Below are 26,936 nucleotides of genomic sequence, written 5' to 3'. Positions count from 1 at the left end.
CTGCCCGGGCTTCTGCGCACGAGACGCAAGGGCGTCGGGATTCTCATCCGCTCCCGCATGCCGCTCGCTGCATGTTGAGGACGGCGGCTTCACGCCGACCCTGGTCGCCCCGCGTGCTCCGTGTCCACGCTCGCCCTGTTGGTCGTCCTGCTGCTCGATCTGGTCGGCCTGATGCTCATCGGCGCACTCGCGTACGCCGTCTACCGTCGGCCGACCCTGAGTCAGCCGCTGACCGCCGCTCTCACCGGGGCTGGGGTGTTCGTTGCTGCGGTTGCCGTCATCGTCACCACGGGGCGGCCGGTGATTTCGGGCGCGCTGACTCGGAGCTGCGCGTAGGACCTGCTCTGCATTGAGGATGCAACGAGGGCCCCGGGTGGCAGACCACCCGGGGCCCTCGCGGCTCGTTCCTCAGCGGCTGGATACGTGACCTGACGCTGGCGGGAGAGGCCGGGTGCTGACTCGTGGTGTTCGCGGCACCTGTGCCTCCGTCGTCCAGGAGAGCCAGCAGCAGGAATATGAGCAGGATGACGCCGCCCCCGCCCGGCCGCCACGGCGACCGGGCGGCTGATCCGCCGGTGGTGCCCACGGACGTAGGTGCCGTCCGTGCGGCGATAGCTCCGTACCCACGTCGTCTGACCCACCGGGGCCGACTGGAGTCGGGTGACGGTCGTGTTCACCCTGCGCGGGGTGGGGCGAGCGGATCGGGCGGTCGCCGGGCGAGTGTGGCGATGGTGCGGGCGGACGTGAGAGCCGTTGTGGCGGGTCTCGACCGCGGACCAGCATCCCGATCATCAGATCGACGCGCTCCTGCGGCACGGGGTGGAGCGGGGCGATCTCCACGTCGAACACTGCGAGTGGCGCGAAGGCGTCCCGCCCGAAGCTCGACCTTGTGCTGCAGCTGTTGCGGCCCGGCGACACGCTGAAGATGACCGGTCTCGACCGACTTTCCCGCTCCGTCCTCCACCTGGTGACTCTCGGCGCCGACCTGCGCGAGCGAGGCATCGGGCTGCACGTGATCGAGCAGGGCATCGACACCACCGCCGTCGAGGGCCGGGCGATGCTCGGCATGCTGTTCGGTACTCGCAGAGCTCCAGCGCGAGCTCATCGTCGCCAACACGATGGACGGCCTCGCCGCCGCCGCGCCAGGGGCCGGGTCGGCGGACGCCGTCCAAGGCTCACCGAGGACCAAGCTGCCCTCGCCCAGCAGCTGTACGACGCGCGCGAGAAGACCGTCCAGCAGATCGCCGGCCTGTTCGGCGTCCCCCGCTTCACGGTCTACGGCCACCTCGACAAGACCACAACCGTGCTCCGCCAACCGAAGATGACGGCCGCGAAGAGCTGACTGACAGCACCTTAGGCTCCGGTGCCGGAAATGGTTCCGGTCAGCGCTTGTCGCGCTGTGCTGCGGTGATCTGTTGGACGAGCAGGTCGGGTGCTGCCTTGCGCTGGACGGTGGCGGCGAGACTGGGGAAGAGGCCGCCGATGGCGCTTCCAAGGCGCAGTTCGGCCGGTGCGACATTGACCTCGGTGCGGTCGCGTTCGATTGCCCTGATGGTGCCGGCCGCGACCTGCTCGGGGCTGACGGTGCGTATGCCTGCGGGCGGTGTGGCGCCGGTGTCCGCGAACATCCCCGCGTCGCGGACGAAGCCCGGCTGCACAAGGGACACCCCGACACCCGTGCCGTGCAGGTCCTGGCGCAGGGCGAGGGCGAATCCGCGCAGGCCGAACTTCGCGGCGCTGTAGAGCGAGGTGGCCGGGGACGCTGCCCGGCCCGAGATCGACCCGATCATCACCAGGTGGCCACGGCCTTGCGCGACCATACGCGGTGCCAGCAGCCGGGAGAGCATCAGCGGGGCCCGCAGGTTCACCTCCAACGAGCGGTCGATCTGCTCGGGGGTGTAGTCGAGAAGGTCGCCGCTGGACGGCAGGGCGGCGTTGGCGACCAGGATGTCCACGGGGCCGGCCTGCTCGGCCAGGCGCTCGACCGCCTCGCGATCGCTGAGATCTGCGACCACCGGGCGGGCGGCCAGCGACTTCTCGAGTTCCTCGAGTGCGTCGGCGCGCCGGCCGGTGACCACCAGACTGGCGCCTCGGGCGGCCAGCGCCCGGGCCAGGGCATGGCCGATGCCGCCGCTGGCACCGGTGAGAAGAACGGTCGATCCGCTGATGTTCGTCAAGGCCATCCTCCGCTACTGTTCGTTCGAACGAACAGTAGCGGAGAGGGGAAGGAAAGACGATGCCCGATTCCACTCACGCCGGCCTGACGGGCTTGACAGCCGCTCTCGCCGGCGGCCACGTCTCTTCCCGCGCCCTGGTGGGAGACCCTGGCACGGATCGATGCCGCCCAGCCGACCCTCAACGCGTTCCGCCGGGTGCGCGCCGATGCCGCCTTGGCCGAGGCCGATGGCGCCGACCGGCGCCTGGCAGCCGGGGAACGGTTGTCGCTGCTCGGCGTTCCGATCGCTGTCAAGGACGACACTGACGTGGCCGGTGAGCCGACCGCCTTCGGCTGCAGCGGCGATTTCCCTCCCAGGGCAGCTGATGGCGAGGCGGTCCGCCGTCTGAGGGCCGCAAGAGCGGTCATCGTCCGCAAGACCAACACTCCCGAACTGGGCCAATCGGCACGATCTTCAAGCGCGTCAGGCCGGCGTCATCCTCACCCCGACCACCGCCACCCCGCCCCCGCGCATCCATGGGCCTGTCCAACTCCCGCACCAACCAGGCGGTGATCGCATCCTGCCCCCACGCCTGGCCCTGGAACGTCCTCGGCTGGCCCGCCATCAGCGTCCCCGCCGGATTCACCACCACCGGCCTCCCGTTAGGGGCACAACTCCTCGGACCTGCGCACAGCGAACCTCTCCTGCTTTCCCTCGCCGCCCAACTCGAGGATGACCTGCGCTGGCATGAACACCGGCCCCACCCCCGACCACTCCACCACCCGGACCCCACACCACCCGCCAACTACCGCCGGAACACACGGCAGGCCGGGAACACGACCATGAAACGATGAGCACCATGCCCAACCCCTCCCAGACCCGGGAACGCATCATCGCGGCCACACTGCGGATCATCGGCGAAAACGGCATCGCCGCAGTCACCAACCGCCGCATCGCCAAGGAAGCCGACGTCTCCCTCGGCTCGATCACCTACCACTTCGCCACCCAGCACGACCTACTACGCGAAAGCCTGCGCTCCTTCGTCACCCAGGAGACCCGCCGCTTCACCGACCTCGCCACCCACCACTGCACAGGCCCCATCACCCCGCAGGAAGCCGGCGCACTCGTCGGCCAGGTCGCCGCCGACACCGCCTTCGACAACGAACACATCGCCCCCTACGAGCTTTACATCCAAGCCGGCCGCGACCCCCAGCTACGCTCCGCCGCCACCGAATGCTTCGCCGCCTACGACCAACTGGCGGCATCCATCCTGGGTACCCTCGGCGTACCGGATCCCGAACGCATGGCCGGCCCCGTCGTCGCCCTTGTCATCGGTCTGCAACTTCGCCGCCTCGCCACCGGCGCCGCCACCGACGACCTCGTCGACGCACTCCTTCTTCTCACAGGCAATCCCGCCTGAGCCGTTCCACGCGTCCACGAACTCCGGGATCCTCCGGGTCTGGGCGGCACGCTGATAGGCCCACGACGGTCGCTGCCATCTGCGGCGTGCAGACCACGGAGGTCGACACCTGGGATCAGGCGGTTCGGAGCATCGAACCTGCAGCCAGAGGGTGAGTTTCCATCAGGCCGATCAGCCGACTGGTGCACCGGCGCCACCGAGGTCCAGGAGCGAACCGAGGTCGAGCCGGACGTCCCCGTAGGGGCGCACGTGCTCCCAGAAGAGAGGGGTCAGGCCGCGCCGGTCGGCCGCGGTGAGCAGGGCGGACCAGCGTGGTTCGGTCAGGACCGTCTGGAGCATCAAAGAGTGTTCACGAAGACCAGGGAGGCCTGGATGATCCGCAGGCACAGGGCGGCCATCTCGACTTCCTCGCGATGGTTGGTGGAGATCTCTCCGCGCCGGGTGGTAGATGATGCCATTGGCGCGGTTCCACGCCTCGACCACGTTCAGGCTTTCCTCGATCTCGCGCTGCAGGTCGCAGGAGCGCAGATCCCGTGCCACGAAGCTCGTTTTCTGGGCACGGCCGATCTCTAGCATGGCCTGGTAGGCGGGGTGGGAGGCGGCCCGGGTGAACCGGGACAGGATCGCCTCGGCGGACGCGGTACCGGTGCGGATCGCGGTGGCGTACGTGATCACCTGGTCGTAGTTCGCCGCGATCACGTCCCAGCGGATCGGCCTCGTCAGCGCCGTCTTGAGATTCGGGTACGCGCCCGGCTCACCGGTGGGCCGGTAGAGCTTGACCTTGTTGATCTGCTTGATGCGCGGCAGCAGATCGACGTTCAGCAACCGGGTCACCCCGAACCCGATCTCCGACTGGCCATGCAGCCACTGACCAGCACATAGATGATCGCGGCGAAGACCGCCTCATCATCGATGTTCGCGACCCCGCCCCTTGCGGACGGGCCCGCGCCGGCGGCAGCAACGGCTTCGCGATCTCCCTCAAGCCGTCCGGAATGATCCATCCCCACCGTTCACTCTCCATGTCCAGCGCAACTGCCAACTAGAGGTTGTCCCGTATGGGGTGTGAGTTATCCGGTGAGGGCCAGGTTGTGGAGTCGGGCGATGCCGAGCATGGCTTGGTGAACGCCGTTGCCCTTGAGCCGGCAGTCCCGCAGGATCTTCCAGTTCTTCAACCGCGACAGGGCGTGTTCCACCCGGGCTCGCGCCCGGCGGTGGACGGCGTTCTCCGCTTCCTGCTGTGGGCTGAGGTGCGTCTGACCTCGTCGTTTGCGGTGCGGGATGAGCAGGCCAGTTCCTTGGTAGCCGCCGTCGGCGATGGTCGGTGCGCCGCGGCAGGCCCGGTCGACGCCGGACTCCGTGAAGGCCCGGCAGTCGTTGCGGCTGCCGGGCAGCGGCAGACCGATCGCCACCACCAGGCGGCTGTTGGCGTCGATCACGACCTGCACGTTCGTCGAGTACCGATAGTTCTTGCTGGAGGCGGCCATGCTGCGGTCACGGGTGGGCACGAGGGTGCCGTCGACGATGTAGACGGTGTCTTTGCGCGGCCGGCGGGCCGGCGAGATGGCCAGCAGGGGCGCCAGGTGATCGAGGATGCGGTCGGCCGCAGACTTCGAGACCCCGAACAACGGCGCCACCTGCCGCAACGTCAGGTTCGTGCGCCAGTACGTCGCCACCAGCAACACCCAGTCCTCCAGCGGCAGCCGCCAGGGACGGCCGCGCTGAACGTCACCACCGCGACGCCGTACCAAGGCCACCAGCCTGGTGAACTGCGACTCGGTCAGCCCGGAGAACGGCTCGATCCACTTCGGATCATCCGCTGAGATCACCCCACCCATGCCCAGCCAACGCACCAACCGTCCCACCGGTTACGGGACAACCTCTAGCCCATTAGGACACGGTCTTAGGCTTGTTACCGGTGCATGGGGCCCCAGGGCGATTCCGCATTTGCAAGGTCAATCCCATACACGAGTAGGGCGACCCCGGGAAGTGGGGACCAATCTAGGCTGGGCAATCGGTAAAATCCGATTCGCTCGTATAGCCGATGGGCGGCATACATATCGTCTTTTGTTGAAATGATCAAGCGCTTGAATCCTTCTCTGCGGGCTTGGGCTATGCATTTCTGGACTAGCGCCTGACCGACTCCTTGTTTACGCCCTTCTGGCGCAACAGCTAGCATGCGAAATTCTGCGTCACTGGCATTTGCTATCTGAGCATACTCACTATTCGGTCGCGTAAAGGTTACGGTGCCCAGTAAGTCTCCGAGGTCGGTGACTGCGACAAAGATTTCAGCCTTCCTGGCCCGACTCTGCGCATCCCGAAGCTGCTGCCCGTAGTCCTGAGTCTCCGGGGGGAGTAGTCCGTCAACCCTGTATGCCGCTTCGGTCAGCTTTCCAACAGCCTCTAGTTCCTCAGCGTGCGGATTTCTAATAAGGAATCCCATAAGATTTTTCACCATTCCATGGATTTGCAGTACGATTTTTGGGTCAGGTGGGATGGCGAGATTGCCGGGCCAGGAGAGGTGGGCTGCGGTAGCAGCGGCGCGGAGCGTGGTGCCGAAAGCGGCGGCGTCGAGTTCGTCGGGCCCGAGCAGGTGGACGATGCGGGGGTCAGTGTGGACTAGCCGCACCGGGCGGCTGGCTGCTTCCGCCTCGGGCGAGTGTTCGTTGAGGTGGACGAGGGCGAAAGGAGTGCAGAACTCGCACATAATGTCTGACCATCCGGGGTTGTGGCATCGTCGACGGCACCCTTGTCCCGAATCGACCGCATCAAGGAATCTCGTTAGCCGACCCGTCCTTCGCTGACGACGGTACAGACAGGTGTGATCAGGGGGGACCTCGGCGCGACGTGGCCTGACGCGTGCAGACTGCTTCGGATCAAGGCGGACGGCGCAGGTTTGTGATAGCTCCCAATGAGGCCCCGTCTATGGTGTTGAGACTTTGGACATCTCGCCCAACAGTCCGAGGGTCGGGCCTCGCCTGTCACGTCAGTCCGGTTCACCCGATCAGTGGTCAACGCGACCACGGGCGGGGTCACCGGCCGGGATGTCCCCGACTGCAACAACCCGCCGTAGTAACGTTCGACTTCACCGAAATTGGCCGGAGGCTTCAAGTACTGCCTTGCGCGCTCGCCGACCCCGCAGTAACCAAGATTCCGTTGAGAGTGTGGCGGCAAGGGATGTAGCAATCAGCCCAGCTTTTAGCTTCTTCACCCTGAAATTACACTCTTCTCTACTTCAGTGGATGATCAGCTTGTGTGCAGTAAATGCAATATGGAGCGTGTAATTAATTCAAGAGTAATTGCTGCTTAATGTTTAGTCCCGGCGGTGGCGGCCCTCAGGTGTCGCCAACGGGCGGATAGGTCAGCCGGACGATTTTCGACTAAACGAGCTGAATGTCTCAGATGTAACTCTCAACTATCACCTGCGGGGTCTGAGGGATTGTAGAGAATGAAGGTATTGTTTCATGTTATTGGTATCGTTATTGTGATATGAGAGTCTCTGGAGGGGTTAGTGGTCAACTCGCTGTGAAGCTCGGGGCGGTTCTCGCATTGGATGAGCGGCAGCGGCGGCTGATGAGGGGGCCGAGGCCCGGATCCTGGGGCGCGGCTGGTCGTACCTGACGAGCGGGCGATCCGATGTCGCCGCTGTGTTGGACGGCGAAGTCGACCAGGAAACCTCATGGCCGCGCTCACCCGCCAGGGGCAAGCAGCACCCGGACCGCGACGCCCAATTCCACACTCAACGAGCGGGCCAGGGAACCCATGGGCCGGTCAGCCGGTAATCAGCGTGGACATGAAGACGTAGGAACTTGTCGGCGACTACAAGATGGCGAGCCGCCAGTGGTGGCCGGCCATGAACCGGTACTGGTCAAGACGCAGGGACCTGGCAAGGCGATCCCGTACGGGATCTATGACGTCGCCTCGAACACCGGCTGTGTCAGTGTCGGCACTGATCGCGGCACCGCCGCGCTCGCTGTGTCCTCCAGGGCCGGCATGACTATCCGGCCGCTATCCATGTAGTGATTTGCGGACGCAGGCGGGTCCAGCGGCTACCGGACCCGCGCCTGGAAGAGTGAACTCGCAGCTCTGGCTGCTGAGACGGCTTGCACATCATGGTCTGCCACATGTCGCCGGGCACCTCGAAGTAGAACAAGGTAGAGCACCGGTCGGTCTCCCACATCTCCATGGACTGGCGGGCCGCCCGCTGACCAGCCACGAGGCCATCGTGGACAGCATGGTGGCGACCACCACCCGCACCGAGCTGGGAGTCCACGCTGAACTCGACCCGGGCACCTACGACACCGGTATCAAGGTGACCGACAGCGCTATCGACGCTCTGCCCATATACCGAACCGCTTCCACGGCGACTGGAACTACACCCTCCAGCCTCAACCTCGCGAAACCACCAGTGCAGCCGAGAAGCGGTCAGCCGGTGGGCCGTCCCCACAGCCTTGCGCTGGGCGCCTGCGCCACCCAGAACTCACCGGTATGCCTGAACCGGCACTGGACCGGCTGGTGGCCACCCTGATTCATCTGCGGAACGACCTGCCGCACTCGGTGCTGGGACTGCTGTTCGGCGTCGTCCGGTCCACCATCACCCGCGCGATCGGAGAGCTACGCAGCCCTGGTCTGCGTCTTCGGACGCTGGCGGGTTGTGTTCGCCTATGTTCTGGCCGAGGGTATCGAGCTGCGTCTGGACGCCACCGAGATCCAGGTCCGCAGGTCACCGGCCGGCCGCGGCGGACGGCGCGCGTTCGGCTCCGGCAAGAAGAACCAGAACACGATGAAGGCCACCGTGATCGCCGACTGGCGGGGCCGCACGTTATGGACTGATGCCCTGCGGCCTGGGCGTATGCATGGCGCCACTGCCGCACGCAACGAGGGCCTCGTCGTCTGCTTCCAACACTTCCCCGACGTCGAGGTCCTCCTGGACTACGGCTACCTGGGCCTGAGCCGCGACCATCCCGGCCAGGCCATCACCCCGCCGAGAAAGCCGCAGCCCGGAGCACTGCCCGGAAGAGTCGATCAGCGGGAACGTGACCGTCACTGGCACTCGTCGGACCGCATCACGGTCGAACACGCCCTCGCCGACCACAAACGCTGGAAGCAGCTGACCCGTTTCACCCACCGCCGCGACCGTCTGCCCGAGGCCTACCGCGCCATCGCCGGGGGTTGATGAAGATTCTTGAAAACGGCTCTGTCCGCGCTTCCGTGAATCCCCAGGTCAGTGGCAGGTACGCGAGATCGTTTCGGCAGCGTGTTTGCTGCCGTGGCGAGCAAGACGGTCGAGGCTGTGCTGTTTCCAGGGATCGATGTGTGAGTGGAGCGCGTCAGCGACTCCTCCGACGTCCTGGTGGTGGAGGCGGTGTCCACCGCTCGCCAGGGCCGGTGCCCGGACTGCCGGAAGCAGGCACGACGCGTGCACAGCGCCTACCAACGCCCCTGGATGAGCGGCCGTTGGGCTCCCGTCGGGTCGTGGTACGGCTGTGGGTGCGCCGGTACATCTGCGACCGAAAGAGTTGTTCCCGCAGGACGTTCGTCGAGCAGGTGCCGAGCCTGTCCGGGCGGCACCGCCGCTCCAGCATCGGGCTGACGGGTGGGCTGCGGTCGATCGCGATCGAGCTCGGCGGACGTCCAGCCGCGCGGCTGTGCCGCCGCCTGCGGCTGGTCGCGGGCCGGACCCGGCGGCTCAGGCTGTTGACGGCGCCGACGGTGCCGGACCGTGCGCCGCGGGTTCTGGGGGGTGGACGAGTTCGCCTTCCGCAAGGGCTGCACCTACGGCACCGTGCTGGTCGATGTCGAAGCAGGCCGGGTCCGTGGGCCCTCCGCGCGGGCACCGCCGAACCGGTCCAGGCCGACAGGAGTTCCAAGGTGGTCGAAGGGCACGTGAACCGGGTGAAAACGCTCAAGCGAGCCATGTATGGACGAGCCTCATTTGAACTCCTCCGGACCCGCATCATCCCCCAGTCGTGACCTGCATCAACCGCCCAAAGCACTGCCCTCATTGTCAGAGGTCAGCTCCGTCGCGCCCGCTGGGATCCATTGTCAGGAGGTCTTCATGCAGGCCCGACATGGCTCGTCGGATCGGAGAGCCATCTTCGCCCGACTCCATGACCACCCAGCCGGACTCCACACCTGACACGTTTACATCGCCGCCGGCGTCCAGCTGTCCGCGTACAAGTGAACGTGCACCACCTCGTACGGATGAGAGTGCACCGTTCTTGATGCGGTGAGGGGCATGGGCCGCGAGTCTGCTGCTGTCGGTTCGGGTGGCAGAGGGGCGGCTGACGGTGGTCTTGGATCCGCATCGCTGGCTGGAGCTTCGGCGGTTTCGCGGTTTGTATGAGTCCGGCGCGATGAGCCTGCGGGAGATCGCGAAGGAGACCGGACTGAACCGCCGCACGGTCGCGAAGTACCTGTCGGGTGAGGTGGCGGCTGCGCCGCCGCAGCGGGAGCCGAACGGGCAGCCGCGGCGGCGGGTGGTGGACGAGGTTGCCCCGCTGATCGACGCGATGCTGCGGGCGGAGATCCTGCTCAAGGGGGCGGTGATCCACGAGCGCCTGGTCCAGGAGTACGGGGTCGCGATCAACTACCAGCGGGTGAAGCTCTACCTGCAGGAGGCCAGGCCCAGGATCGCCGAGGAACTCGGGATCAGCCCGGGTGAACTGGCCGGTCTGCACCGCCGGTTCGAGGTGGTCCCTGGCGCTCAGGCCCAGGTGGACTGGGGTGATGAGGGCAAGGTCCTCGCTCATGTCGGCATTCCGAAGGTCTACTCGTTCCACATGACGTTGTCGTACTCGCGCGACCCGTTCTGCTGCTTCACCGCCAGCCAGGACCTGGCGACCTTCTTCGACTGCCACCGACAGGCGTTCGCGCACTTCGGCGGGGTGCCGATGACGATCGTCTACGACCGCACCAAGACCGTCGTGCGCCGGCACGTCGCCCCGGGCGAGGCGGTCCCGCTGCATCCGGAGGCGGTCGCGTTCGCCGGGCACTACGACTTCGACATCGATGTGCTGGCTGCCTACCGGCCGCAGGGCAAGGGCCGCGTCGAGCGGCAGGTCGGCATCGTCCGCGATCACGTGCTGGCCGGGCGGGCGTTTGCGTCCATCGAGGAGATGAACGCCGCTTTCGCAGCCTGGGTGCCGCTGCGGCGGGCGAAGGTGCATGGCACTCATGGCGAGGTCATCGGCCATCGGGCGGTGCGCGACCACATGGCCCTGCGTCCGCTGCCCGAGACTCCGTATGTGGTCGCCCAGCGGCAACTGCGGCATGTGGGCAAGGACTGCCTGGTCGCCTTCGACGCGAACCTTTACTCGGTGCCCGCCCGCAGGGTCCGCCCCCGTCAGCTGGTCGAGATCCGGGCCACGAAGTCCCAGGTCACGCTGCACTCCACGGTCCCCGGCTCGGACGGTGAGACTCTGCTGGCCGCCCATCCGCGGGCTGTTGGCCGCGGCGCCCGCATCGTCGACGACAGGCACTGGGACGGTCTGCCCACCGGCGCCGGCCGCCGCGTCACCACCGGCGACAGCCCGGCTTCGCCCCGCCGGGACCCCTCGCCCGAGCCGCAGGCCAGCCCGCTACAGGCCCTGCTGAACCGGGCCGCTGCCGCCCGCGTCGAGGTCGGCCGCCGTCCGCTGTCGGTCTATGACGAGCTGACCGGCACCCGACCCTTCACCTCCAACACTCCGACAAAGGAAGCCCGTTGAGCGAGCTGACCGGCACCCGCATCCGCACCACGGCCGTCAAGCTCGGCCTGCCTCACCTGGCCGACGCCCTGAACCAGTACATCCAGCGGGCTGACGAGGCCAAGATGGGCTATCTCGACTTCCTGGACCTGGTGCTGTCCGAGGAACTCGCCGTCAAGGACGACCGGCGCTTTCGGCAGGGCCTGCGGCTGTCGAAGCTGCCACACCACAAAACGCTGGACGACTACGACTTCTCCTTCCAGCCCGAGCTCGACCCCCGCAAGGTCAAGGATCTCGCCAGCCTCTCCTTCGTCGAGGAGAAGGCCAACGTTGCCCTGCTCGGCCCGCCCGGCGTCGGCAAGACGCACATCGCCGTCGCCCTGGCCGTCGCGGCCTGCCGGGCCGGCTACTCGATCTACTTCACCAGCCTCGACGACATGGTCCGCAACCTCAAGGCCGCCGAAGCGGCAGGTCGGCTGACCAGCAAGCTCGGCACTTATCTGCGGCCGGGCGTTCTCGTGGTCGATGAGGTGGGATACCAGCCACTCGAGCGAGCCGAGGCGAACCTGGTGTTCCAGGTGATCTCCAAGCGTTACGAGAAGGGCTCGATCATCCTGACCTCGAACAAGACCTTCAGCGAATGGGGCCAGGTCTTCGGGGACGAGGTCCTCGCCACCGCCATCCTCGACCGACTCCTGCACCACTGCGAGGTCGTTCCCATCAACGGCAACAGCTACCGGCTCAAGAACCGGCTCCAGGCCATCGAGCGAGACACCGACGTGGCCTGAGTGGTGCACATATCCCCGTACTTGGTGGTGCATTCACACGAGTACGGGGACACCAGCTCGTCGAGCGTCGCGAACACCGCCTCATAGGCAACGGCTCGGACCAGGCGAACAAGGTCCTCCCGGTCCGCTCCGGCGGCAAGAAGGCGTTGGGCGGCGGGCTGTTGATCGAGCGAGCCCGGCTCGGTCCAGCCGTCGATCGCAACCGTGCCACAGGCTTCGCAGCAGCACGAATCGCGTGAGCGGCGCCAGAGGCGGGAGCAGTTGCTGTCTTCATCAGGGGGGCCTTGCAGACGGCCATGGCGGTCACCGATTACGGCCATGGTGGCGCCAGTGGGCAGGTGGCGCAAACACTCTCCGTCGTCGTAGGAGGTTTTCACTCGCAGCCCCGGTAGCCCAGTCTGCGGGAGCTTGTCGCGGCCGACCAACCAACAGCTCACGTTGTAGGGCGTTCGTGGTGGTGATCACTTGGTCGTCGTGGCGTGGGGAGATGACAACGGTGTAGCGGGTGACGTCGGCCAGACTGACGTTGCGCGGCCAGAGGCTGGTCGGGCGGTGGTTGAACATGCCGAGGGCCAGCAGCGCACGGAGACATCGCTGCAGAAGACGCCGGTCACTGCGGCGGAGCGACCTGGCCGAACGCACTGGCAGCATGCCGGGCACGCTCAAGGCCTGGTCGGGCAGTACCGAGCGCAGGAGCTGCTCATTGATGCCGACCAGGATGTTCTTCGGGTCCGAGACAAACACGGCGTCTGTGCCTCGGGCCAGCTGCTGCTGGCGGCGGAAGCGGTGGCTGAGGGCGATGCCGAAGTATCCGGCAGCGGCGCCGTCGGGCAAAGCAGGGTCGGCGACCAGTCCTTCATCCGTCAGGCACCAGACGTGTTCGAAACAGGTGAAGGGTGCGGCGGCACGGACCAGGGCATAGCCCTCGGCGTAGGCCCAGCCCGCGCGTTCAGCCCACTCACTCGCAGCCGCGAAACAGCGACCCGGCTGCGACTGGCCGCCGTGCGTCCATGGGCTGGGAGGCCGGTAGCTGCCCACGTCGGCTACCAGACCGGCGAAGCTGCGATAGGCCCAGAAGAGTCGCCCACCCGAAGCTGGCCATACAACCGCAGCCAGCGACGCAACTCCTGCTCCGCATCGGACGCCGCCCCGGTCCCGCGCCTCCTCCAAACCCCCATGGGAGCAACCATGTCGGTTGTTGGGGCGTTGGCACTCCGCATCGGCGAACCGTGCCGCACTGGGTGTGCATACCCACACGACACATTACGCCTATGGGACAGCTGTCGCAGGAACGGGATGCCGGCTCGACTGATCTGTCCAGCCAAGACGCTGCCCCCACGGCAGCTTCGTAGCAGGGGCGAGACAACTCGCAGTCCGTGACAAGCTCTAGACAGGCAGGCTATGTAGAGCACGAGTATGGGCAGTCCGCGTATGACCCTGCAGACTCAACTGGTGCTGTGGGCCTTGTTGGAAGGCCCCGCCAAAGAGCGTTACGGCCTCGAGTTGTGTGAGCTGGCGGGATTGCCGTCGGGCACGATCTATCCGATCCTCGCCCGCCTGGAACAAGTCGGCTGGGCGGACAGCACCTGGGAAGACCCCGCCGTACACGCGAAAGTCGGCCGTCCGCGCCGTCGCTTCTACCGGATCACCGAGGGCGGTGCTGAGCACGTGCGGGACGCCCTCGTCCACACCTACTGCGCCCGCAAACAGCCTCTGCCGGGATGGGTTGTGCGCCCGATCCGCCGACGGGGAGTGTCATGAGGGCCCAGCCCTGTTAGACAGGAAAGGGAAGTCTTCCTGAAGGAGCGGCAGTGAGCGCGGCGCCGAGAGTTGCGCCCACGGCGGCGTGGCCTATTCCGGGATGTCGGGTTGAGTTTCGGTCTGGGGCGCTGTTGCGGGTTGCGGTGGGTTGGGAGCGGTGTAGAAGACGGAAGAGGCCTGCTTGGTGCGCTGAGCCTGGTTCCTGGCCACAAGATTTTCCAGACTTGTGCGCACGACGGTGGTCTTGATGCCACGGTCGGGGTATGCCTGGCTGAGCGCCGTGGCAATCTCCGCCGCAGAGCGTGGTTCACTCTGTTCGGTCAGGTGGCGGCGGATGAGTTCGACCAGCGTGGGCTGAGCCGTCTTGGTGACAGCCCCTTTTGCGGATTGCCTCTTGGCGGCGGGCTTTTCCGTAGTCGTCGTCTTCACCCTGGTGCGAGGCTTGGCAGTGCCCTGCTTTCGGGGTGATGGCACGGTGGCACTGTCGGCGCTCGCAAGCTCAGGGGCCGTTGCCGCGACGCCGAGTGCCTGTTGCATCTGCACCAGCACGGTGTGGTCATGCTGCAGAGCGGCCAACTGCTGCTGCAGCGTGGTCATTTCCGACGCAATGCGTTCCTGTTCCTTGACGTTGCGCTCGAGGTCACTGGCTACTTGGCTGATGTATTGCGATGTCAGCTCAGTTGCCGCAGTCGTGGTTTCGGGCATCCTTTTTCTCCTCGGTTCGTGGCCGGGCGCAGACCCATGGTCAGGTACAGCAAGTCAGAGACGGGCGCTCCGGCTGGGGGTGCCTGACGCAGCGATGATACGGGTGAGTAGAGGCAATGCCCTTGGGCAGCCTAGAGGTTGTCCCGTAACCGGTGGGGCGGTTGGTGCGTTGGCTGGGCATGGGTGGGGTGATCTCAGCGGATGATCCGAAGTGGATCGAGCCGTTCTCCGGGCTGACCGAGTCGCAGTTCACCAGGCTGGTGGCGCTGGTGCGGCGTCGCGGTGGTGACGTTCAGCGCGGCCGTCCCTGGCGGCTGCCGCTGGAGGACTGGGTGTTGCTGGTGGCGACGTACTGGCGCACGAACCTGACGTTGCGGCAGGTGGCGCCGTTGTTCGGGGTCTCGAAGTCTGCGGCCGACCGCATCCTCGATCACCTGGCGCCCCTGCTGGCCATCTCGCCGGCCCGCCGGCCGCGCAAAGACACCGTCTACATCGTCGACGGCACCCTCGTGCCCACCCGTGACCGCAGCATGGCCGCCTCCAGCAAGAACTATCGGTACTCGACGAACGTGCAGGTCGTGATCGACGCCAACAGCCGCCTGGTGGTGGCGATCGGTCTGCCGCTGCCCGGCAGCCGCAACGACTGCCGGGCTTTCACGGAGTCCGGCGTCGACCGGGCCTGCCGCGGCGCACCGACCATCGCCGACGGCGGCTACCAAGGAACTGGCCTGCTCATCCCGCACCGCAAACGACGAGGTCAGACGCACCTCAGCCCACAGCAGGAAGCGGAGAACGCCGTCCACCGCCGGGCGCGAGCCCGGGTGGAACACGCTCTGTCGCGGTTGAAGAACTGGAAGATCCTGCGGGACTGCCGGCTCAAGGGCAACGGCGTTCACCAGGCTATGCTCGGCATCGCCCGACTCCACAACCTGGCCCTCACCGGATAACTCACGCCCCATACGGGACAACCTCTAGTAGTGCTTCGTTAGGTTCTGGTTCTGCTGGTTTTGAGGGGGCGACCGCAGGTGGTGCAGGTGCCGGTCCAGCACCTCAGCAGGTCTTGGAGTGCGTCGAGGGTCTGGTAGAGGCTCGCGTCGGTGTCTCGACTTTTGGGTCGAGCCTGCGGAGGGTGAGGAATGCCTGCGCGGCGGTGACGAGGGTGACGTGGTGGTGCCAGCCGCGCCAGGTTCGGCCTTCGAAGTGGTCCAGTCCCAGGCCGTGTTTGAGCTCGCGGTAGTCATGTTCGATCCGCCAGCGCATCTTCGCCCACCGCACCAGGTCAGCGACGGGTGTGGTGGCGGGCAGGTTCGATATCCAGTAGTCCGTCGGGGCGTCCTGGCCGTCCGGCCATTCGACCAGGAGGGTCTGGGTGGGCAGGACGCCGTCCCACCGGCTGCGGCCCCCGCCAGATTCCTGAGCGGCGGCCAGGGACTGTTTGCCCGCGGGCCGCACCGTCAGCACCGTGAACCGTGAGGTCATCGCGCCCTTGCTGCCCTGCCGCCAGGTCACTTCGGAGAATCGCTTGGCACCCGCCTGCGCCGCGAGGGTGGAAATGGCTCGCGGCGGGGTGCGGTAGCGGGGAAGGGTGGGCGGCCCGAGCCCGCCATAAGCGGGCTGGTGCGGCTCGACATCCTCCGGATGAGCGACTTCCTTCCCGTTGAGGGCCAGGACATAGGACAGCCCTCGCTCCTGGAGACCGAGCCGGAACGGTGTGCTGACGCCGTAGCCGGCGTCGGCGACCACGACCGGCGCCTCCAGCTGCCACTCGGCGAGTGTGTCCAGCAGGCCGAGCGCGAGCCGCCACTTCTCCCGGTGCACCACGTCCTCGGGGACGCCTGCCCTGCGGCAGCGGTCGGGCTCGTCCGTCCACTCCCGCGGCAGATACAACTGCCACTCCAACGGGCACGAGGCGGTGTCGGTGGCGGCATGGACACTGACCGCGACCTGGCAGTTCGCCCGTTTGCCGACCGCTCCGCAGTACTGGCGGGCCACCCCGACCGAGGCCTTGCCGCACTTGGGGAACGACACGTCGTCGATCACCCACACCTCGGGCCTGACGACTCTGGACAGCCGCTCGGCGATCCGCCGCCTGACCGGCAGCGGATCCCACGGCGACTGGTTCACGAACTGCTGCAGGGCCTGCATGTTCCCGTCCGGCAGACGCTCGGCCATCGGCTGGATCGACTTGCGCCGACCGTCGAGCATCAGGCCTCGCAGATAGCACTCACCCTTGGCCCGCTGATCCGTACGCGGCACCGAGGCGAAGACATCCGCCACGAACATCGCCAACGCCGCCCGTAATCGGTTCACTTCATGCGCATCCACACGACCAACATGCTCTTGATCAGCACCAACGAATAGACCTAACGAAGCACTACTAGGATCGGGGCGTGGGACTGCTATAGCACGGTCCCTCGTTGTTGCTGTGCTGTGGGCAGCGCCCTTGTGTGATGCGGGATAGCTGTCAGAACACTTCCTCCGTCCCGGCTGTGGTGCGGGTCCGCCAGTGTGCGCACGGCGAGCAGCCGGTCGAGCAGTCCTGTGGTTTGATGGGGCGGGCGCCGGCACAAGCTGGCGAGGATATCAACGTTTGCGCCGTGCACCTGGCGGCCGCAAGTGCGTGCGGCCAGGAAGTGTGATCAGCGGCAGTGCCGGAGCGTAGTTGCGGGCACGGCCAACTGCTCCTATTCCCCCTGCCGGAGCGGCTCCATTGGCCTGCCGAAATCAGTCGCGCCAAGATATCGCGATCCTCCGTCCGCCGCGCTGCGGACGCTTCGCCATGGTTCGCGGCATCATCGGCCGACATAGCGCCCATAACTCGTCTGACACCAACCGCTTCACCAAGTACGCCGAACCGCTCGACGACGAGCATCAAGAGACACGTCGTCTAAGACTGCTGGCAGTTCGCGGCAAGTACGCCACACTGGCAGTGCAATCAAGCCAGAAGTGCGCGACTTGCTGGGTAGGGAGCATGTTTTGTCCCGGTACGCCACTGACGGCGTGCGGCTGCTGTGGCAGCACGGGCGTTTCGCCCGCTGGCGTGGGCGCTGAGCAGACCAAAATGGGAAGTCGGCGGAGTTTATGGAGGCATGGGCTCCATTCCGGTGGCCTGGCCGCGCCTTGTACGGCCAGGCCGTTCTGCGGAGCGCGAGAGGGCGTGCTGCTGGAAGTCAGTGGGCCTTCTCGTAGGCCTCCCGGATGCTAGCGGGGACGCGACCCCGATCATTCACCTGGTAGTTGTGCTCTCGGGCCCATGCCCGAAGTTCCTCAGCGCTGGGTCCGTCGGTCGGCGCCTTGCGCGGTCGCCCCATCCCCTTTGCTCGGCCGAGCTTGCGGCCCTTGTCAATGAAGGGGGCGAGCGCTTCGAACAGCTTGTCGTAGTTGTCCGAGACGAGGTCGATCTCGTAATTCACCCCGTCCAGGGAAAAGGTGTGTGTCCGCACATCTTCGGATTCCGCGCCGGTGAGGTCATCCGTGTAAACAGTCACGATCTTTTGTGCCATAGCTGGATGGTACCCAGTTTTTGCGCGGTGTCTACCCTTACCCTATGGGTCGTCTTCATGGAACAAACGATGCTGCTTTCCCTGTCGCCTGATGAGGGACAGCGACAATGAAACGGAACAGCAGAGACCCCGGTCCGCGCCAGGGGTCACCAGAATACGGCCCTGGAGGCAACTCCCGGAGCATGAAGAGCCTGCCGGCACCGGCGAATGGTGCAACGCTTGCGGACCCGCACGCCACGCGTTCGCCCTGCTCAATGGGTAACGAAGCCGAACCTCACGGGGGGCCTTCCACGTGTGAGGAAGCTGCGTCCATAAACCGCACGTCCCACATGGAGGTGACGGTTTCAGGCAGTCCTTCCCACCGCGCAACTGCCTTGCATTCAGATCCTCCAAAAGTGTCAATTCGGGCGTATCGCCACAATCGTTAAAGAGCGTAAGCTGCTGTTTAGGGCCTTCTTTTCTTGGTAGCGGCCGGGAGCCGGCCACCCGGGCCAGCTAGGCGATCTCGACGCCGACGGGAGCGCAGGCGAGGTAGCAAGCGATCTCACCGGGGTCGGACAGGCTGCGACGGGTCATGACCCACCGGTGATGGGTGGGCGGATCGGGATCGAAGATGAGGTTGGCGGGCAGCTTGGCGGCGGCCCAGTCGCAGACGCGGGGGCCCTTCGTCCCGTCGCCGCAGGACAGCCACTGCCAGGCGTCACCGGGTGCTTCTTCGATGAGCTCATCGATGCGTCATATCCCGGCCAGGGACTTGATCTGCTGGACTTGGGTATCGCGACGACCACATAGCGAAGGCCGAGTTGTTCGAGCAGGCGGCGGACGTGCCAGTCCTGTCCGTAAGCCTCGTCCGCAGTGACGTAGGTGGCGGGAAGGCCGCCCGTGATGCAGCGACGGACGATGTCCCGGGCCAGCTCGCCGTAGGTGGCAAAGCCCCGCTTCGACTACATCCACTCCGCCGTCGACGACCACAGCCGCCTCGCCTACAGCGAGATCCACACAGACGAGAAGGCCGCCACTTGCGCCGCCTTTCTACGACGGGCCGCGGCCTTCTTCACCGCGCACGGCATCGACGGCATCGAGCGGGTGATGACCGACAACGCCTGGCCCTACCGCAATAGGTTCGTCTGGTGGCAGACCCTGGCCGACCTCGGCGCGACCGGCAAACTCACCCGCATCCACCGGCCGCAGACCAATGGCAAGGTCGAACGCTTCAACCGCACCCTGCTCGCTGAATGGGCCTATCTACCGCCCTACGCCAACAACGACGAACGCACCGACGCCCTGGCAGACTTCCTGCACACCTACAACCACCACAGCTGCCACACCGCACTCGGAGGCAAGCCACCCATCAGCCGTGTGAACAGCGCTGGGGGTCAATACACCTAGGGCGCGTATCGAGTCGTGATCAATCTGCGGGATTCGCCCTTGGGGTGGGACGTGGACCGGTAGACCTTCTTGCGTGATGCGAGTGCAACTGACGGACGCCGAGTGGGAGTTCATCGGGCCGTACCTGTCGATCGGCGAGTTCGGCCCGTACCCGGAGCGGCTGAGGCAGCAGTTCGAGGGTGTGATCTGGCGGTTCAGGACCGGCGGATAGTGGCGGGAGATGCAGCAGGAGTTCGGCGCCTGGTCGACCGTCCACAACCGCTTCCGACAGTGGCATGACGCGGGTGTCTTCGAGGCCCTGCTTGAGGGGCTCATCGCGGAAGCCGCGAAGCGGGGTGCGGTGGACCTGTCCCTGGTCAGCATCGACTCCACCACCGCGCGCGCTCACCCCGACGCTGCGGGGATGCACCTGGGCGAGGACGTCCTCACCGCCCTTGAGAAGGCTGCTGCGGAGGCGGAGAAGGCCAGGTCAAAAGGGGCAGCCTCGAAGAACAAGACGGGACAGGACGCCGAGACCTCTTTATTGCGTGGTCCTTGATCGAGTTCTGTGAGACTGCGGTTCTTTGGGCCTGGCGTGTGCGTATTTCATGCGGCAGGCAGGGGAGTTTTGCTCGCCGGGGCCGCATGGGGGGTGAGGAGTGCGCCTTTGGTCAGGGCGAGGCAGGCCAGGCTGGCGGCGGTCATGGCAAGCAGCCAGCTGGTGGGGTGGTGGTGGCTGAGCATGATGCCGGCCAGGAGGGGGCCGGTAAGGATGCCGGTGGTGTAGGCGAGGGTGAGGGCGCCGTTGTACTGCCCGCGCAGGTGGGCGGGGCTGTGGTGATTGACCAGAGCCGGCACGGTGGCAGCATGCAGGCTTTCGCCCACGGCGATGACGGCGGCGGCCGTAATGAACAGCACGGCGGTGGTGGTGCCGCTGAAGTTGCCGCCGAGGAGGACCAGCGCGCTGGGCGCGGCGAGCACGCAGCACAGGGCCCGCAGCGCGCAGCGGTGGGAACGCTTTCGGAGCAGGCGGGCAAGGGGGAACTGGGCGACGACCACTGTCAGGGTGTTGGCCAGGTAGGCCAGGCTGATCACGCGCGGCGGGACGTGGGCCTCAGTGGTGGCATAGGCGGGGAAACCGCTGTTCAGCTGGCTGAAGGCGGTCGCGGTCAGAACGGCGTTGAGCAGCCATAGCCGGGCAAAGGACCGATCACGGAAGATCATGCCGAGCGCGAACCTGGTGCGTTGTGCGGGCTGGGCCGGCTCGTGGGATTTGTACTGGTCGCTGGCCGGGACGCGCATCAGTAGTGCGCCGGAAAGCAGGAAGGAAGCCGCGTCGCTGAGATACAGGGCGGTGAAGCTTCCTGGATGGGCGGGGTCGGCAAGGATGGCGGCTAGGAAGCCGCCCATGCCGTAGCCGGCCTGCAGCACCACGTACTGCGTCGAGAAGGCCCGGGGTAGCTTCTCGTCGGGCACCAGTCCGCCCAGCAGGGCGTTCATAGCGGGCCACATGACCGACTGCCCGAAACCGAACACGCCCATCCATACCAGGGCCTGCCAGGTGGCAGTGACGGTGGCCATCATGCCGGTACCGGCCGCGGCCACGAGCATCCCTGCCAGGCCGGCGTGGCGACGGCCGATCCGGTCGGCCAGATACCCGCCCAAAGGGTTGCCGACCAGGCTGACCACCGCCGCGACCGTGACTACCGAGGTGGCCACTGCGATCGGGAGCCCCCGCACCGTGTGCAGGTACACCACCAGCAGCGGATTGGTCATGCCGCTGCCGACCGCACAGACCCCTACCGAGGTGAACAGCGGACCTGTGCCCCGCTGAAAGGACGGCCCCCTCCGGGCGCGACCGGTAAACAATGCAGGCATCATGTGTTCCTCAACAAGATCGACAAAGCCTGGCGCAGATCGTCAAGTAGGGATAACTCGCCGGTTGTCCAGGCGGTTCAGGCGAGCGCGGAGAGGGTGTCGGTGTGAAAGGTGGCGGTCAGCCGCTGGGCACGGCGAAGGTCGTGGTCGTGTTCAGGGCCGGTCACCAAGGCCAGGCCAAGCCAGGAAGTGGCCACCCCGGGGTGCTCTGAGTCCAGGGCCCGGACCTTGACCGCGATCGCTTCCCGATACAGGTTCGCCGCCGATCGCCGCGTGGTCTCCGCCCAACCGCTGCCGATACGTGGTCAGCGCTGCCTCGGCGAGGACCCGAGCCTGGAGGGCCTGCCCGCGAGCAGACAGCACGCCGGCCAGACAAAGCCGGTCTGCCGCTACCTCCAGCACATCCCGCTCCAGCGCCGTCAGAGCACATTCCGCCGCCAGTGCCCGATCCAATCGCCCCTCTGCGAGCAGACGCCGCCCCTCCTCCAGTTCCTGGCACGCCCCTGCAATAGCCACCGCATCCAGCACGCTGCTCCTCACACCCAGCCCAGACCGGAAAAGCAGCAGGGGGTGGGCCGGTACGGCCCACCCCCTGCTCACACTCGTGCGGATCCGCCTATTCGACCGGCTCGGCGTGGTTGCCGCTGACGGGGCCCTCCTGCGTCACAGTGGTGTGCATGACCGGCTCGGCGTGGTTGCCGCTGACGGGGCCCTCCTGCGTCACGGTGGTGTGCATGAAGATCATCGTCTCTTCCTCCGAGTGCTGGGGTGATTGCGAGGCCTACTGGACGTGCCGGATCGCTTCCGGGCAGGGTCGTGGTCTGCGGTACTGGCAGCGCGGCCCGGTCGAATTTGCCGTGTCCGGTCAGGGGGAATTGCTCCAGGGCCATGCATACCCGGGGCACCATGTAGGAGGGCAGCCGGGAGGCGGCCAGATCGATTAGCTGGCGGGAAGAGCCTCCGTGCCTGAGGCCGCGGTGTAGTAGGCCGCCAGGTAGCGGGGGAGCTGGGCTGGTCCTCGCGCTTGACGACCAGAACCCGTGCAACTGCAGGGAGGCTGTGCAGGACTGTCTCGATCTCGCCGGGCTCGATCCGGTAGCCGTGCAGCTTGACCTGGTCGTCGAGGCGGCCGCAGAAGATCAGGGTACCCTCCGGTGTCCAGCGGACCAGGTCGATCGGTGCGGTAGAGGCACTCGGCCGGATTGTCGGGGTCGGGGATGAACCGTTCGGCGGTAAATATGGTCACGGTCGGCCAGCGCCTTGTCCAGACTTTTCAGGACGACCACCGCGCAGCCACTGCCCCGTACCACTTGTTCAATCGAGCCCAGACGCACGGTATGCAGCCGTTGCCTCCAGGGTGCCAGTCGGCACGGGCCCGGATGCTCCTTGCCGCCGCCTGGCTGGCTCTTCTATAGCGTGCCGCCGCCGGCCGGTGGGCGTGCCCGTCGCTGCGCTGCTCTCGGAGGAGCCGATCGAGGAACCCGCCTCTGCGCGCACCGCGGCGTCGGCCGTTGCCCGCGCCCTGATAGGCCACGCGCCCGCACGCAGCGGCGATCCGACGAGCCCGGCCCAGCGGCGCGAGCGGGTGGAGCAGGCCTGGTGCACATGGCAGGCCTCCAAAGACCGGTTCACCGAGGCGGGCCGCGTCCCCTCCATCGACCCAGGCACTACAACCAAGGGCTCCCACGGTTCTCGAACGCTTGACCTTGGTGCGGCCGTCCGCCAGACCGGACAACGCGCACGAGCGCGCTCGTATCCTCAGCCGCGGACTGGAGGGAGTGCTGGTTACCACCCGCAGTTGAGGCCGCACACCGCCGGGCTGATGGCCTTGGCGGTTATACCAGCCCACACTAACGACGTGGTACGCGATTGAGGCCGCGTGTGTCGGGCTGGTGGCAGCGGCCTCGAAATGCCTGGCGGAGCTAGGATTCGCATATGCCTGAGCAGTTGTACGACCGTACGAGCCGTGCTTGCGCAATCGGTGACCTGGATCCCCGGTTGCGCACTATGCTTCTGGCCGCGGCCGAGACCGAGCTGCTCAGTGATGTCGAGGCAACCGCGGTCGGCTGTGTGGAAACTCGCAGCGTGCCCCGGCGCCGTCCCGGCGTCTTCGCGCGTTTGCTGGGCGGCGGGGCGCTGCGCGAAACGCTGACCGCTGCTGTGCTACTGCCGCGGCACCTTCTGGTCGCGGTGACCGACATGCGCGCAGGAACGACCACAGCACATGCCGGGCGGCTGGCCGACATGACCGTCACCGAGGTCGATCAACGACTGGCCGTTGATAGCGGAGTATCGGTGTTCACCCGCTGGTCGAACCGGGCCGAGGCCGAGTCGATGCACATCGCCCTCGGTGATGATCCTGCCGGAGTCTCGTTCAAGGACATGCTGCGCCAGGCCGTCCGCGCGGCAAAGAGCAGCTGAACGCCAACACTCGAAACAGGCCCGCATACCGCGAGTAACAATTGCGTCACTGTGTAGGCAGGCGGGGAGCCGCGCGGGCGTGAGTGGATTGTGACGTCCTTCTCGGCCCGCGCGGCTCTGTACCATCCTGCCTTCTGCGGTATTGCTCGTGCACATCTCGGCGATTTGATCGAGGAGTTGACTGGTCCGTGGTCGGCGCAGTGCGAGTCCGCGCTCCGGGAACGACGCGGCGGCGACCGTCAGCGGACGGCTGGTGCCGGGCCCGATCACCAGCTGGTCTTCGTCGATCGGCTACTGGTCACCCTGGCCTACCTGCGGCTGCACCTGCCGCACGCGGCGCTGGCCGCCCTGTACGGGGTGAGTAGGCCCACCGTCACCCGAGCGATCCATGAGATCCAGCCGCTGCTGGCCCGGCGTGGCTTCGCTGTCCCGCAGCGGCCCGGCGTGCGGCTGCGTACCCTGGCCGACGTCTTCGCCTATGCCGAGGCCGAAGGGGTTGACCTCCACGTGGACGGCACCGAGGTGCAAGTCCGCCGTCCCAAGGCCGGACGAGCGGGCCGCACGGCGTTCGTATCCGGAAAAGAGAAGCAGAACACAGCCAAGACCACCACGATCATCGACGGCTCTGGGCGGCTGTTGTGGTCTGGAGCCGACCGGCCGGGCCGCATGCACGACCAGATCGCCGTGCGCACCGAAGGGATCGCCGAGCAGCTCCGCCTGCACCGAAGGTGAAAGCCGAAGTGGAGGGGTACCGAGGACTGAGCAACGAGTTTCCCGACCAGGTCAGCGCCCCGTCGAAGAAACTGAAGGACGACGCCCCGCCCGGCGAGCGGCATGCCTGGCGCGAGCAGCGCCGACGCCAGTCCTCCAGGCGGATCTGCGTGGAGCACGTCAACGGCGAAGAGAAGAAGTGGCGCCCACTGCAGCGGTATACCGGACGGCGGGAGTACTACCCCGAGACCTATGCCGCCATCGCCAGCCTGGCCTCCGACCATGCCGCCCGCAGACCGAACCGCCGCCGGACGAGCACCGAACTGGTGCCCCTCCAGCGCACAACCTGCTCATCACTCACCAGCCAAACCGCCAGGCCAACACGCCCCGACCCCAATCGCGTACCACGTCGTAAGGGCCCGTGGCAGTTCCAGACAGTTAGCAGTAGATGTCACCGAGGCCGTCGCAGGTGGGGCAACTCTTGCTTGGGTTTTTCGGATCTGTGCCCTTGCCGTCGCAGGTCGAGCATGCCGAGCAGACTTTGCTGTCTATCATGATTACTTCTCTCGCGCGGGTCGGTTTCCCGACTCTGGCCGAGGTAGCCCATGCAAGATCCTCGCCGGGAGAGCGACACGCTGCTCGGGTGCCATTTGAATCGATTATCCCGTCATCTGCCTTTTCGTCCATCACGGGTAGGCGCACACCTGCGAGGGGCGCGGTTGGAGCAGGGTGACAGGCGCGGTAGCTGGGCGGCACCGAGGTCCTGCGCTCGATGCCCCTCCGCTCTAACCGTTCGCCGGACTCGTAGGTTCGCAGGGGACAGTGGGTGTGATTTGTTGCCTGCCGAGCCTGCTGCGATTGCGGATCGGCGCTGGGGCCGGCGAAACATGGGAGTTATGAAAGCCCGCGGATTGTGCGCCTCGGCGTGGCGATCTTGCATCGTGTGCCTTCGCTTTCTGGCAAGGCCCCTCCAGCAGCGCGCTCTTCACGCGGAGCGATTCGGCCTCAGCAACCGAGACATCCCGGTCGGCGGGCGTTGGTCCGCCGGAGCATCACTCTTCCCCGCCACGAGGCGCGGAAGGGGATAGACGCCATCTGCTTATCGATCAACGGGCTGGTCTGGACGAAACTAGTAGTGCTTCGTTAGGTCTATTCGTTGGTGCTGATCAAGAGCATGTTGGTCGTGTGGATGCGCATGAAGTGAACCGATTACGGGCGGCGTTGGCGATGTTCGTGGCGGATGTCTTCGCCTCGGTGCCGCGTACGGATCAGCGGGCCAAGGGTGAGTGCTATCTGCGAGGCCTGATGCTCGACGGTCGGCGCAAGTCGATCCAGCCGATGGCCGAGCGTCTGCCGGACGGGAACATGCAGGCCCTGCAGCAGTTCGTGAACCAGTCGCCGTGGGATCCGCTGCCGGTCAGGCGGCGGATCGCCGAGCGGCTGTCCAGAGTCGTCAGGCCCGAGGTGTGGGTGATCGACGACGTGTCGTTCCCCAAGTGCGGCAAGGCCTCGGTCGGGGTGGCCCGCCAGTACTGCGGAGCGGTCGGCAAACGGGCGAACTGCCAGGTCGCGGTCAGTGTCCATGCCGCCACCGACACCGCCTCGTGCCCGTTGGAGTGGCAGTTGTATCTGCCGCGGGAGTGGACGGACGAGCCCGACCGCTGCCGCAGGGCAGGCGTCCCCGAGGACGTGGTGCACCGGGAGAAGTGGCGGCTCGCGCTCGGCCTGCTGGACACACTCGCCGAGTGGCAGCTGGAGGCGCCGGTCGTGGTCGCCGACGCCGGCTACGGCGTCAGCACACCGTTCCGGCTCGGTCTCCAGGAGCGAGGGCTGTCCTATGTCCTGGCCCTCAACGGGAAGGAAGTCGCTCATCCGGAGGATGTCGAGCCGCACCAGCCCGCTTATGGCGGGCTCGGGCCGCCCACCCTTCCCCGCTACCGCACCCCGCCGCGAGCCATTTCCACCCTCGCGGCGCAGGCGGGTGCCAAGCGATTCTCCGAAGTGACCTGGCGGCAGGGCAGCAAGGGCGCGATGACCTCACGGTTCACGGTGCTGACGGTGCGGCCCGCGGGCAAACAGTCCCTGGCCGCCGCTCAGGAATCTGGCGGGGGCCGCAGCCGGTGGGACGGCGTCCTGCCCACCCAGACCCTCCTGGTCGAATGGCCGGACGGCCAGGACGCCCCGACGGACTACTGGATATCGAACCTGCCCGCCACCACACCCGTCGCTGACCTGGTGCGGTGGGCGAAGATGCGCTGGCGGATCGAACATGACTACCGCGAGCTCAAACACGGCCTGGGACTGGACCACTTCGAAGGCCGAACCTGGCGCGGCTGGCACCACCACGTCACCCTCGTCACCGCCGCGCAGGCATTCCTCACCCTCCGCAGGCTCGACCCAAAAGTCGAGACACCGACGCGAGCCTCTACCAGACCCTCGACGCACTCCAAGACCTGCTGAGGTGCTGGACCGGCACCTGCACCACCTGCGGTCGCCCCCTCAAAACCAGCAGAACCAGAACCTAACGAAGCACTACTAGG

The 26,936-nt window shown here is 66.5% G+C and carries 22 protein-coding genes and 6 pseudogenes; 17 read left to right on the top strand and 11 right to left on the bottom strand.

Annotated features, from left to right (window positions below; translation table 11 throughout):
• Positions 1–120 precede the first annotated feature (120 nt).
• Both ACQEV2_RS00140 and ACQEV2_RS00135 read left to right on the top strand, forming a co-directional pair.
• Positions 121–336 (top strand): hypothetical protein, encoded by a 216-nt coding sequence (locus ACQEV2_RS00140; protein WP_433034791.1) that lies wholly within the window; start codon positions 121–123, stop codon positions 334–336.
• Between the two features lie 553 nt (positions 337–889).
• Entirely contained in the window at positions 890–1,342 is a 453-nt protein-coding gene (locus ACQEV2_RS00135) for a recombinase family protein (protein WP_433034788.1), read from the top strand.
• A gap of 40 nt (positions 1,343–1,382) precedes the next feature.
• Here ACQEV2_RS00135 and ACQEV2_RS00130 read toward each other — a convergent pair whose 3' ends face one another.
• The gene (locus ACQEV2_RS00130) at positions 1,383–2,183 is read right to left on the bottom strand and encodes an SDR family NAD(P)-dependent oxidoreductase (protein WP_433034785.1); all 801 of its coding nucleotides are present in this window, start codon (positions 2,181–2,183) and stop codon (positions 1,383–1,385) included.
• A gap of 53 nt (positions 2,184–2,236) precedes the next feature.
• Between ACQEV2_RS00130 and ACQEV2_RS00125 the strand changes: the two are divergent.
• The 3 genes and pseudogenes from ACQEV2_RS00125 to ACQEV2_RS00115 form a co-directional block, all read left to right on the top strand.
• A pseudogene (locus ACQEV2_RS00125) lies at positions 2,237–2,618 on the top strand (amidase family protein); the annotation flags it as partial.
• 74 nt (positions 2,619–2,692) lie between these two features.
• Positions 2,693–3,010 carry an amidase family protein gene (locus tag ACQEV2_RS00120; protein ID WP_433034782.1) on the top strand — a complete coding sequence of 106 codons (318 nt, stop codon included), beginning with the start codon at positions 2,693–2,695 and terminating at the stop codon, positions 3,008–3,010.
• Positions 3,007–3,576 (top strand): TetR/AcrR family transcriptional regulator, encoded by a 570-nt coding sequence (locus ACQEV2_RS00115; RefSeq protein WP_433034779.1) that lies wholly within the window; start codon positions 3,007–3,009, stop codon positions 3,574–3,576. The genes ACQEV2_RS00120 and ACQEV2_RS00115 overlap by 4 nt, the downstream gene beginning before the upstream one ends.
• Before the next feature lie 171 nt (positions 3,577–3,747).
• Here the strand turns inward: ACQEV2_RS00115 and ACQEV2_RS00110 are convergent, their stop codons facing one another.
• The 4 genes and pseudogenes from ACQEV2_RS00110 to ACQEV2_RS00095 form a co-directional block, all read right to left on the bottom strand.
• Positions 3,748–4,410 (bottom strand): Tn3 family transposase, encoded by a 663-nt coding sequence (locus ACQEV2_RS00110; protein ID WP_433034776.1) that lies wholly within the window; start codon positions 4,408–4,410, stop codon positions 3,748–3,750.
• Between the two features lie 26 nt (positions 4,411–4,436).
• Positions 4,437–4,597 (bottom strand): annotated as a pseudogene (locus tag ACQEV2_RS00105) (IS5/IS1182 family transposase); the annotation flags it as partial.
• A 46-nt stretch (positions 4,598–4,643) separates the two neighbouring features.
• Positions 4,644–5,411, bottom strand: coding sequence for a transposase (locus ACQEV2_RS00100; protein ID WP_433034756.1), 768 nt, complete (start codon positions 5,409–5,411; stop codon positions 4,644–4,646).
• Between the two features lie 74 nt (positions 5,412–5,485).
• Complete coding sequence (locus ACQEV2_RS00095; protein ID WP_433054067.1) at positions 5,486–6,016, bottom strand: GNAT family N-acetyltransferase; 531 nt, start codon at positions 6,014–6,016, stop codon at positions 5,486–5,488.
• Between the two features lie 18 nt (positions 6,017–6,034).
• Between ACQEV2_RS00095 and ACQEV2_RS00090 the strand changes: the two genes are divergently transcribed.
• The 5 genes and pseudogenes from ACQEV2_RS00090 to istB all read left to right on the top strand — a co-directional run bounded on the left by ACQEV2_RS00090 (position 6,035) and on the right by istB (position 12,049).
• Entirely contained in the window at positions 6,035–6,196 is a 162-nt protein-coding gene (locus ACQEV2_RS00090) for a hypothetical protein (protein ID WP_433055223.1), read from the top strand.
• A gap of 969 nt (positions 6,197–7,165) precedes the next feature.
• Positions 7,166–8,193: pseudogene (locus ACQEV2_RS00085) on the top strand (ISAzo13 family transposase); the annotation flags it as partial.
• Between the two features lie 34 nt (positions 8,194–8,227).
• Positions 8,228–8,749, top strand: a complete 522-nt coding sequence (locus ACQEV2_RS00080; protein ID WP_433034773.1) for a transposase family protein — start codon at positions 8,228–8,230, stop codon at positions 8,747–8,749.
• Positions 8,750–9,929: 1,180 nt separating this feature from the next.
• Positions 9,930–11,282, top strand: coding sequence for an IS21 family transposase (gene istA / locus ACQEV2_RS00075; protein WP_433034770.1), 1,353 nt, complete (start codon positions 9,930–9,932; stop codon positions 11,280–11,282).
• The gene (gene istB, locus ACQEV2_RS00070; protein ID WP_391335784.1) at positions 11,279–12,049 is read left to right on the top strand and encodes an IS21-like element helper ATPase IstB; all 771 of its coding nucleotides are present in this window, start codon (positions 11,279–11,281) and stop codon (positions 12,047–12,049) included. Before istA ends, istB begins: the two co-directional genes overlap by 4 nt.
• A 303-nt stretch (positions 12,050–12,352) precedes the next feature.
• Here istB and ACQEV2_RS00065 read toward each other — a convergent pair whose 3' ends face one another.
• Complete coding sequence (locus ACQEV2_RS00065; protein ID WP_433034765.1) at positions 12,353–13,087, bottom strand: hypothetical protein; 735 nt, start codon at positions 13,085–13,087, stop codon at positions 12,353–12,355.
• A gap of 393 nt (positions 13,088–13,480) precedes the next feature.
• On the opposite strand from ACQEV2_RS00065, the gene ACQEV2_RS00060 reads away from it, so the two are divergent.
• Entirely contained in the window at positions 13,481–13,810 is a 330-nt protein-coding gene (locus ACQEV2_RS00060; RefSeq protein ID WP_433034762.1) for a PadR family transcriptional regulator, read from the top strand.
• A 90-nt stretch (positions 13,811–13,900) separates the two neighbouring features.
• Here the strand turns inward: ACQEV2_RS00060 and ACQEV2_RS00055 are convergent, their stop codons facing one another.
• Entirely contained in the window at positions 13,901–14,515 is a 615-nt protein-coding gene (locus ACQEV2_RS00055) for a hypothetical protein (protein ID WP_433034759.1), read from the bottom strand.
• 179 nt (positions 14,516–14,694) lie between these two features.
• Between ACQEV2_RS00055 and ACQEV2_RS00050 the strand changes: the two genes are divergently transcribed.
• Positions 14,695–15,462: a transposase gene (locus tag ACQEV2_RS00050; RefSeq protein ID WP_433034756.1), complete on the top strand. Its 768-nt coding sequence runs from the start codon at positions 14,695–14,697 to the stop codon at positions 15,460–15,462.
• Positions 15,463–15,565: 103 nt separating this feature from the next.
• On the opposite strand, the gene ACQEV2_RS00045 is transcribed toward ACQEV2_RS00050, so the two are convergent.
• The 3 genes and pseudogenes from ACQEV2_RS00045 to ACQEV2_RS00035 all read right to left on the bottom strand — a co-directional run.
• On the bottom strand, positions 15,566–16,840 hold the full coding sequence (locus ACQEV2_RS00045) for an IS701 family transposase (RefSeq protein ID WP_433034744.1): 1,275 nt from the start codon (positions 16,838–16,840) through the stop codon (positions 15,566–15,568).
• Between the two features lie 845 nt (positions 16,841–17,685).
• Positions 17,686–18,018 (bottom strand): histone-like nucleoid-structuring protein Lsr2, encoded by a 333-nt coding sequence (locus ACQEV2_RS00040; protein ID WP_433034753.1) that lies wholly within the window; start codon positions 18,016–18,018, stop codon positions 17,686–17,688.
• 498 nt (positions 18,019–18,516) lie between these two features.
• A pseudogene (locus ACQEV2_RS00035) lies at positions 18,517–18,959 on the bottom strand (transposase); the annotation flags it as partial.
• A gap of 10 nt (positions 18,960–18,969) precedes the next feature.
• Here ACQEV2_RS00035 and ACQEV2_RS00030 point away from each other — a divergent pair.
• A pseudogene (locus ACQEV2_RS00030) lies at positions 18,970–19,407 on the top strand (integrase core domain-containing protein); the annotation flags it as partial.
• A 73-nt stretch (positions 19,408–19,480) separates the two neighbouring features.
• Positions 19,481–19,936, top strand: a pseudogene (locus ACQEV2_RS00025) (transposase); the annotation flags it as partial.
• A gap of 56 nt (positions 19,937–19,992) precedes the next feature.
• Here ACQEV2_RS00025 and ACQEV2_RS00020 read toward each other — a convergent pair.
• The gene (locus tag ACQEV2_RS00020; RefSeq protein ID WP_433054064.1) at positions 19,993–21,264 is read right to left on the bottom strand and encodes an MFS transporter; all 1,272 of its coding nucleotides are present in this window, start codon (positions 21,262–21,264) and stop codon (positions 19,993–19,995) included.
• A 1,935-nt stretch (positions 21,265–23,199) separates the two neighbouring features.
• Here ACQEV2_RS00020 and ACQEV2_RS00015 point away from each other — a divergent pair.
• The 3 genes from ACQEV2_RS00015 to ACQEV2_RS00005 all read left to right on the top strand — a co-directional run bounded on the left by ACQEV2_RS00015 (position 23,200) and on the right by ACQEV2_RS00005 (position 26,856).
• Entirely contained in the window at positions 23,200–23,685 is a 486-nt protein-coding gene (locus ACQEV2_RS00015) for a hypothetical protein (protein ID WP_433034750.1), read from the top strand.
• 90 nt (positions 23,686–23,775) lie between these two features.
• A complete protein-coding gene (locus tag ACQEV2_RS00010; RefSeq protein ID WP_433034747.1) occupies positions 23,776–24,417 on the top strand; it encodes a transposase family protein in 642 nt (213 codons plus the stop codon).
• Positions 24,418–25,581: 1,164 nt separating this feature from the next.
• A complete protein-coding gene (locus ACQEV2_RS00005) occupies positions 25,582–26,856 on the top strand; it encodes an IS701 family transposase (RefSeq protein ID WP_433034744.1) in 1,275 nt (424 codons plus the stop codon).
• Positions 26,857–26,936 lie beyond the last annotated feature (80 nt).

The sequence above is a fragment of the Streptomyces sp. CA-251387 genome, from assembly GCF_050936625.1.
Classification (GTDB): domain Bacteria; phylum Actinomycetota; class Actinomycetes; order Streptomycetales; family Streptomycetaceae; genus Streptomyces.
The sequence above is the reverse complement of the archived record's forward strand: the minus strand, read 5'-3'. Positions and strand labels throughout refer to the sequence as shown.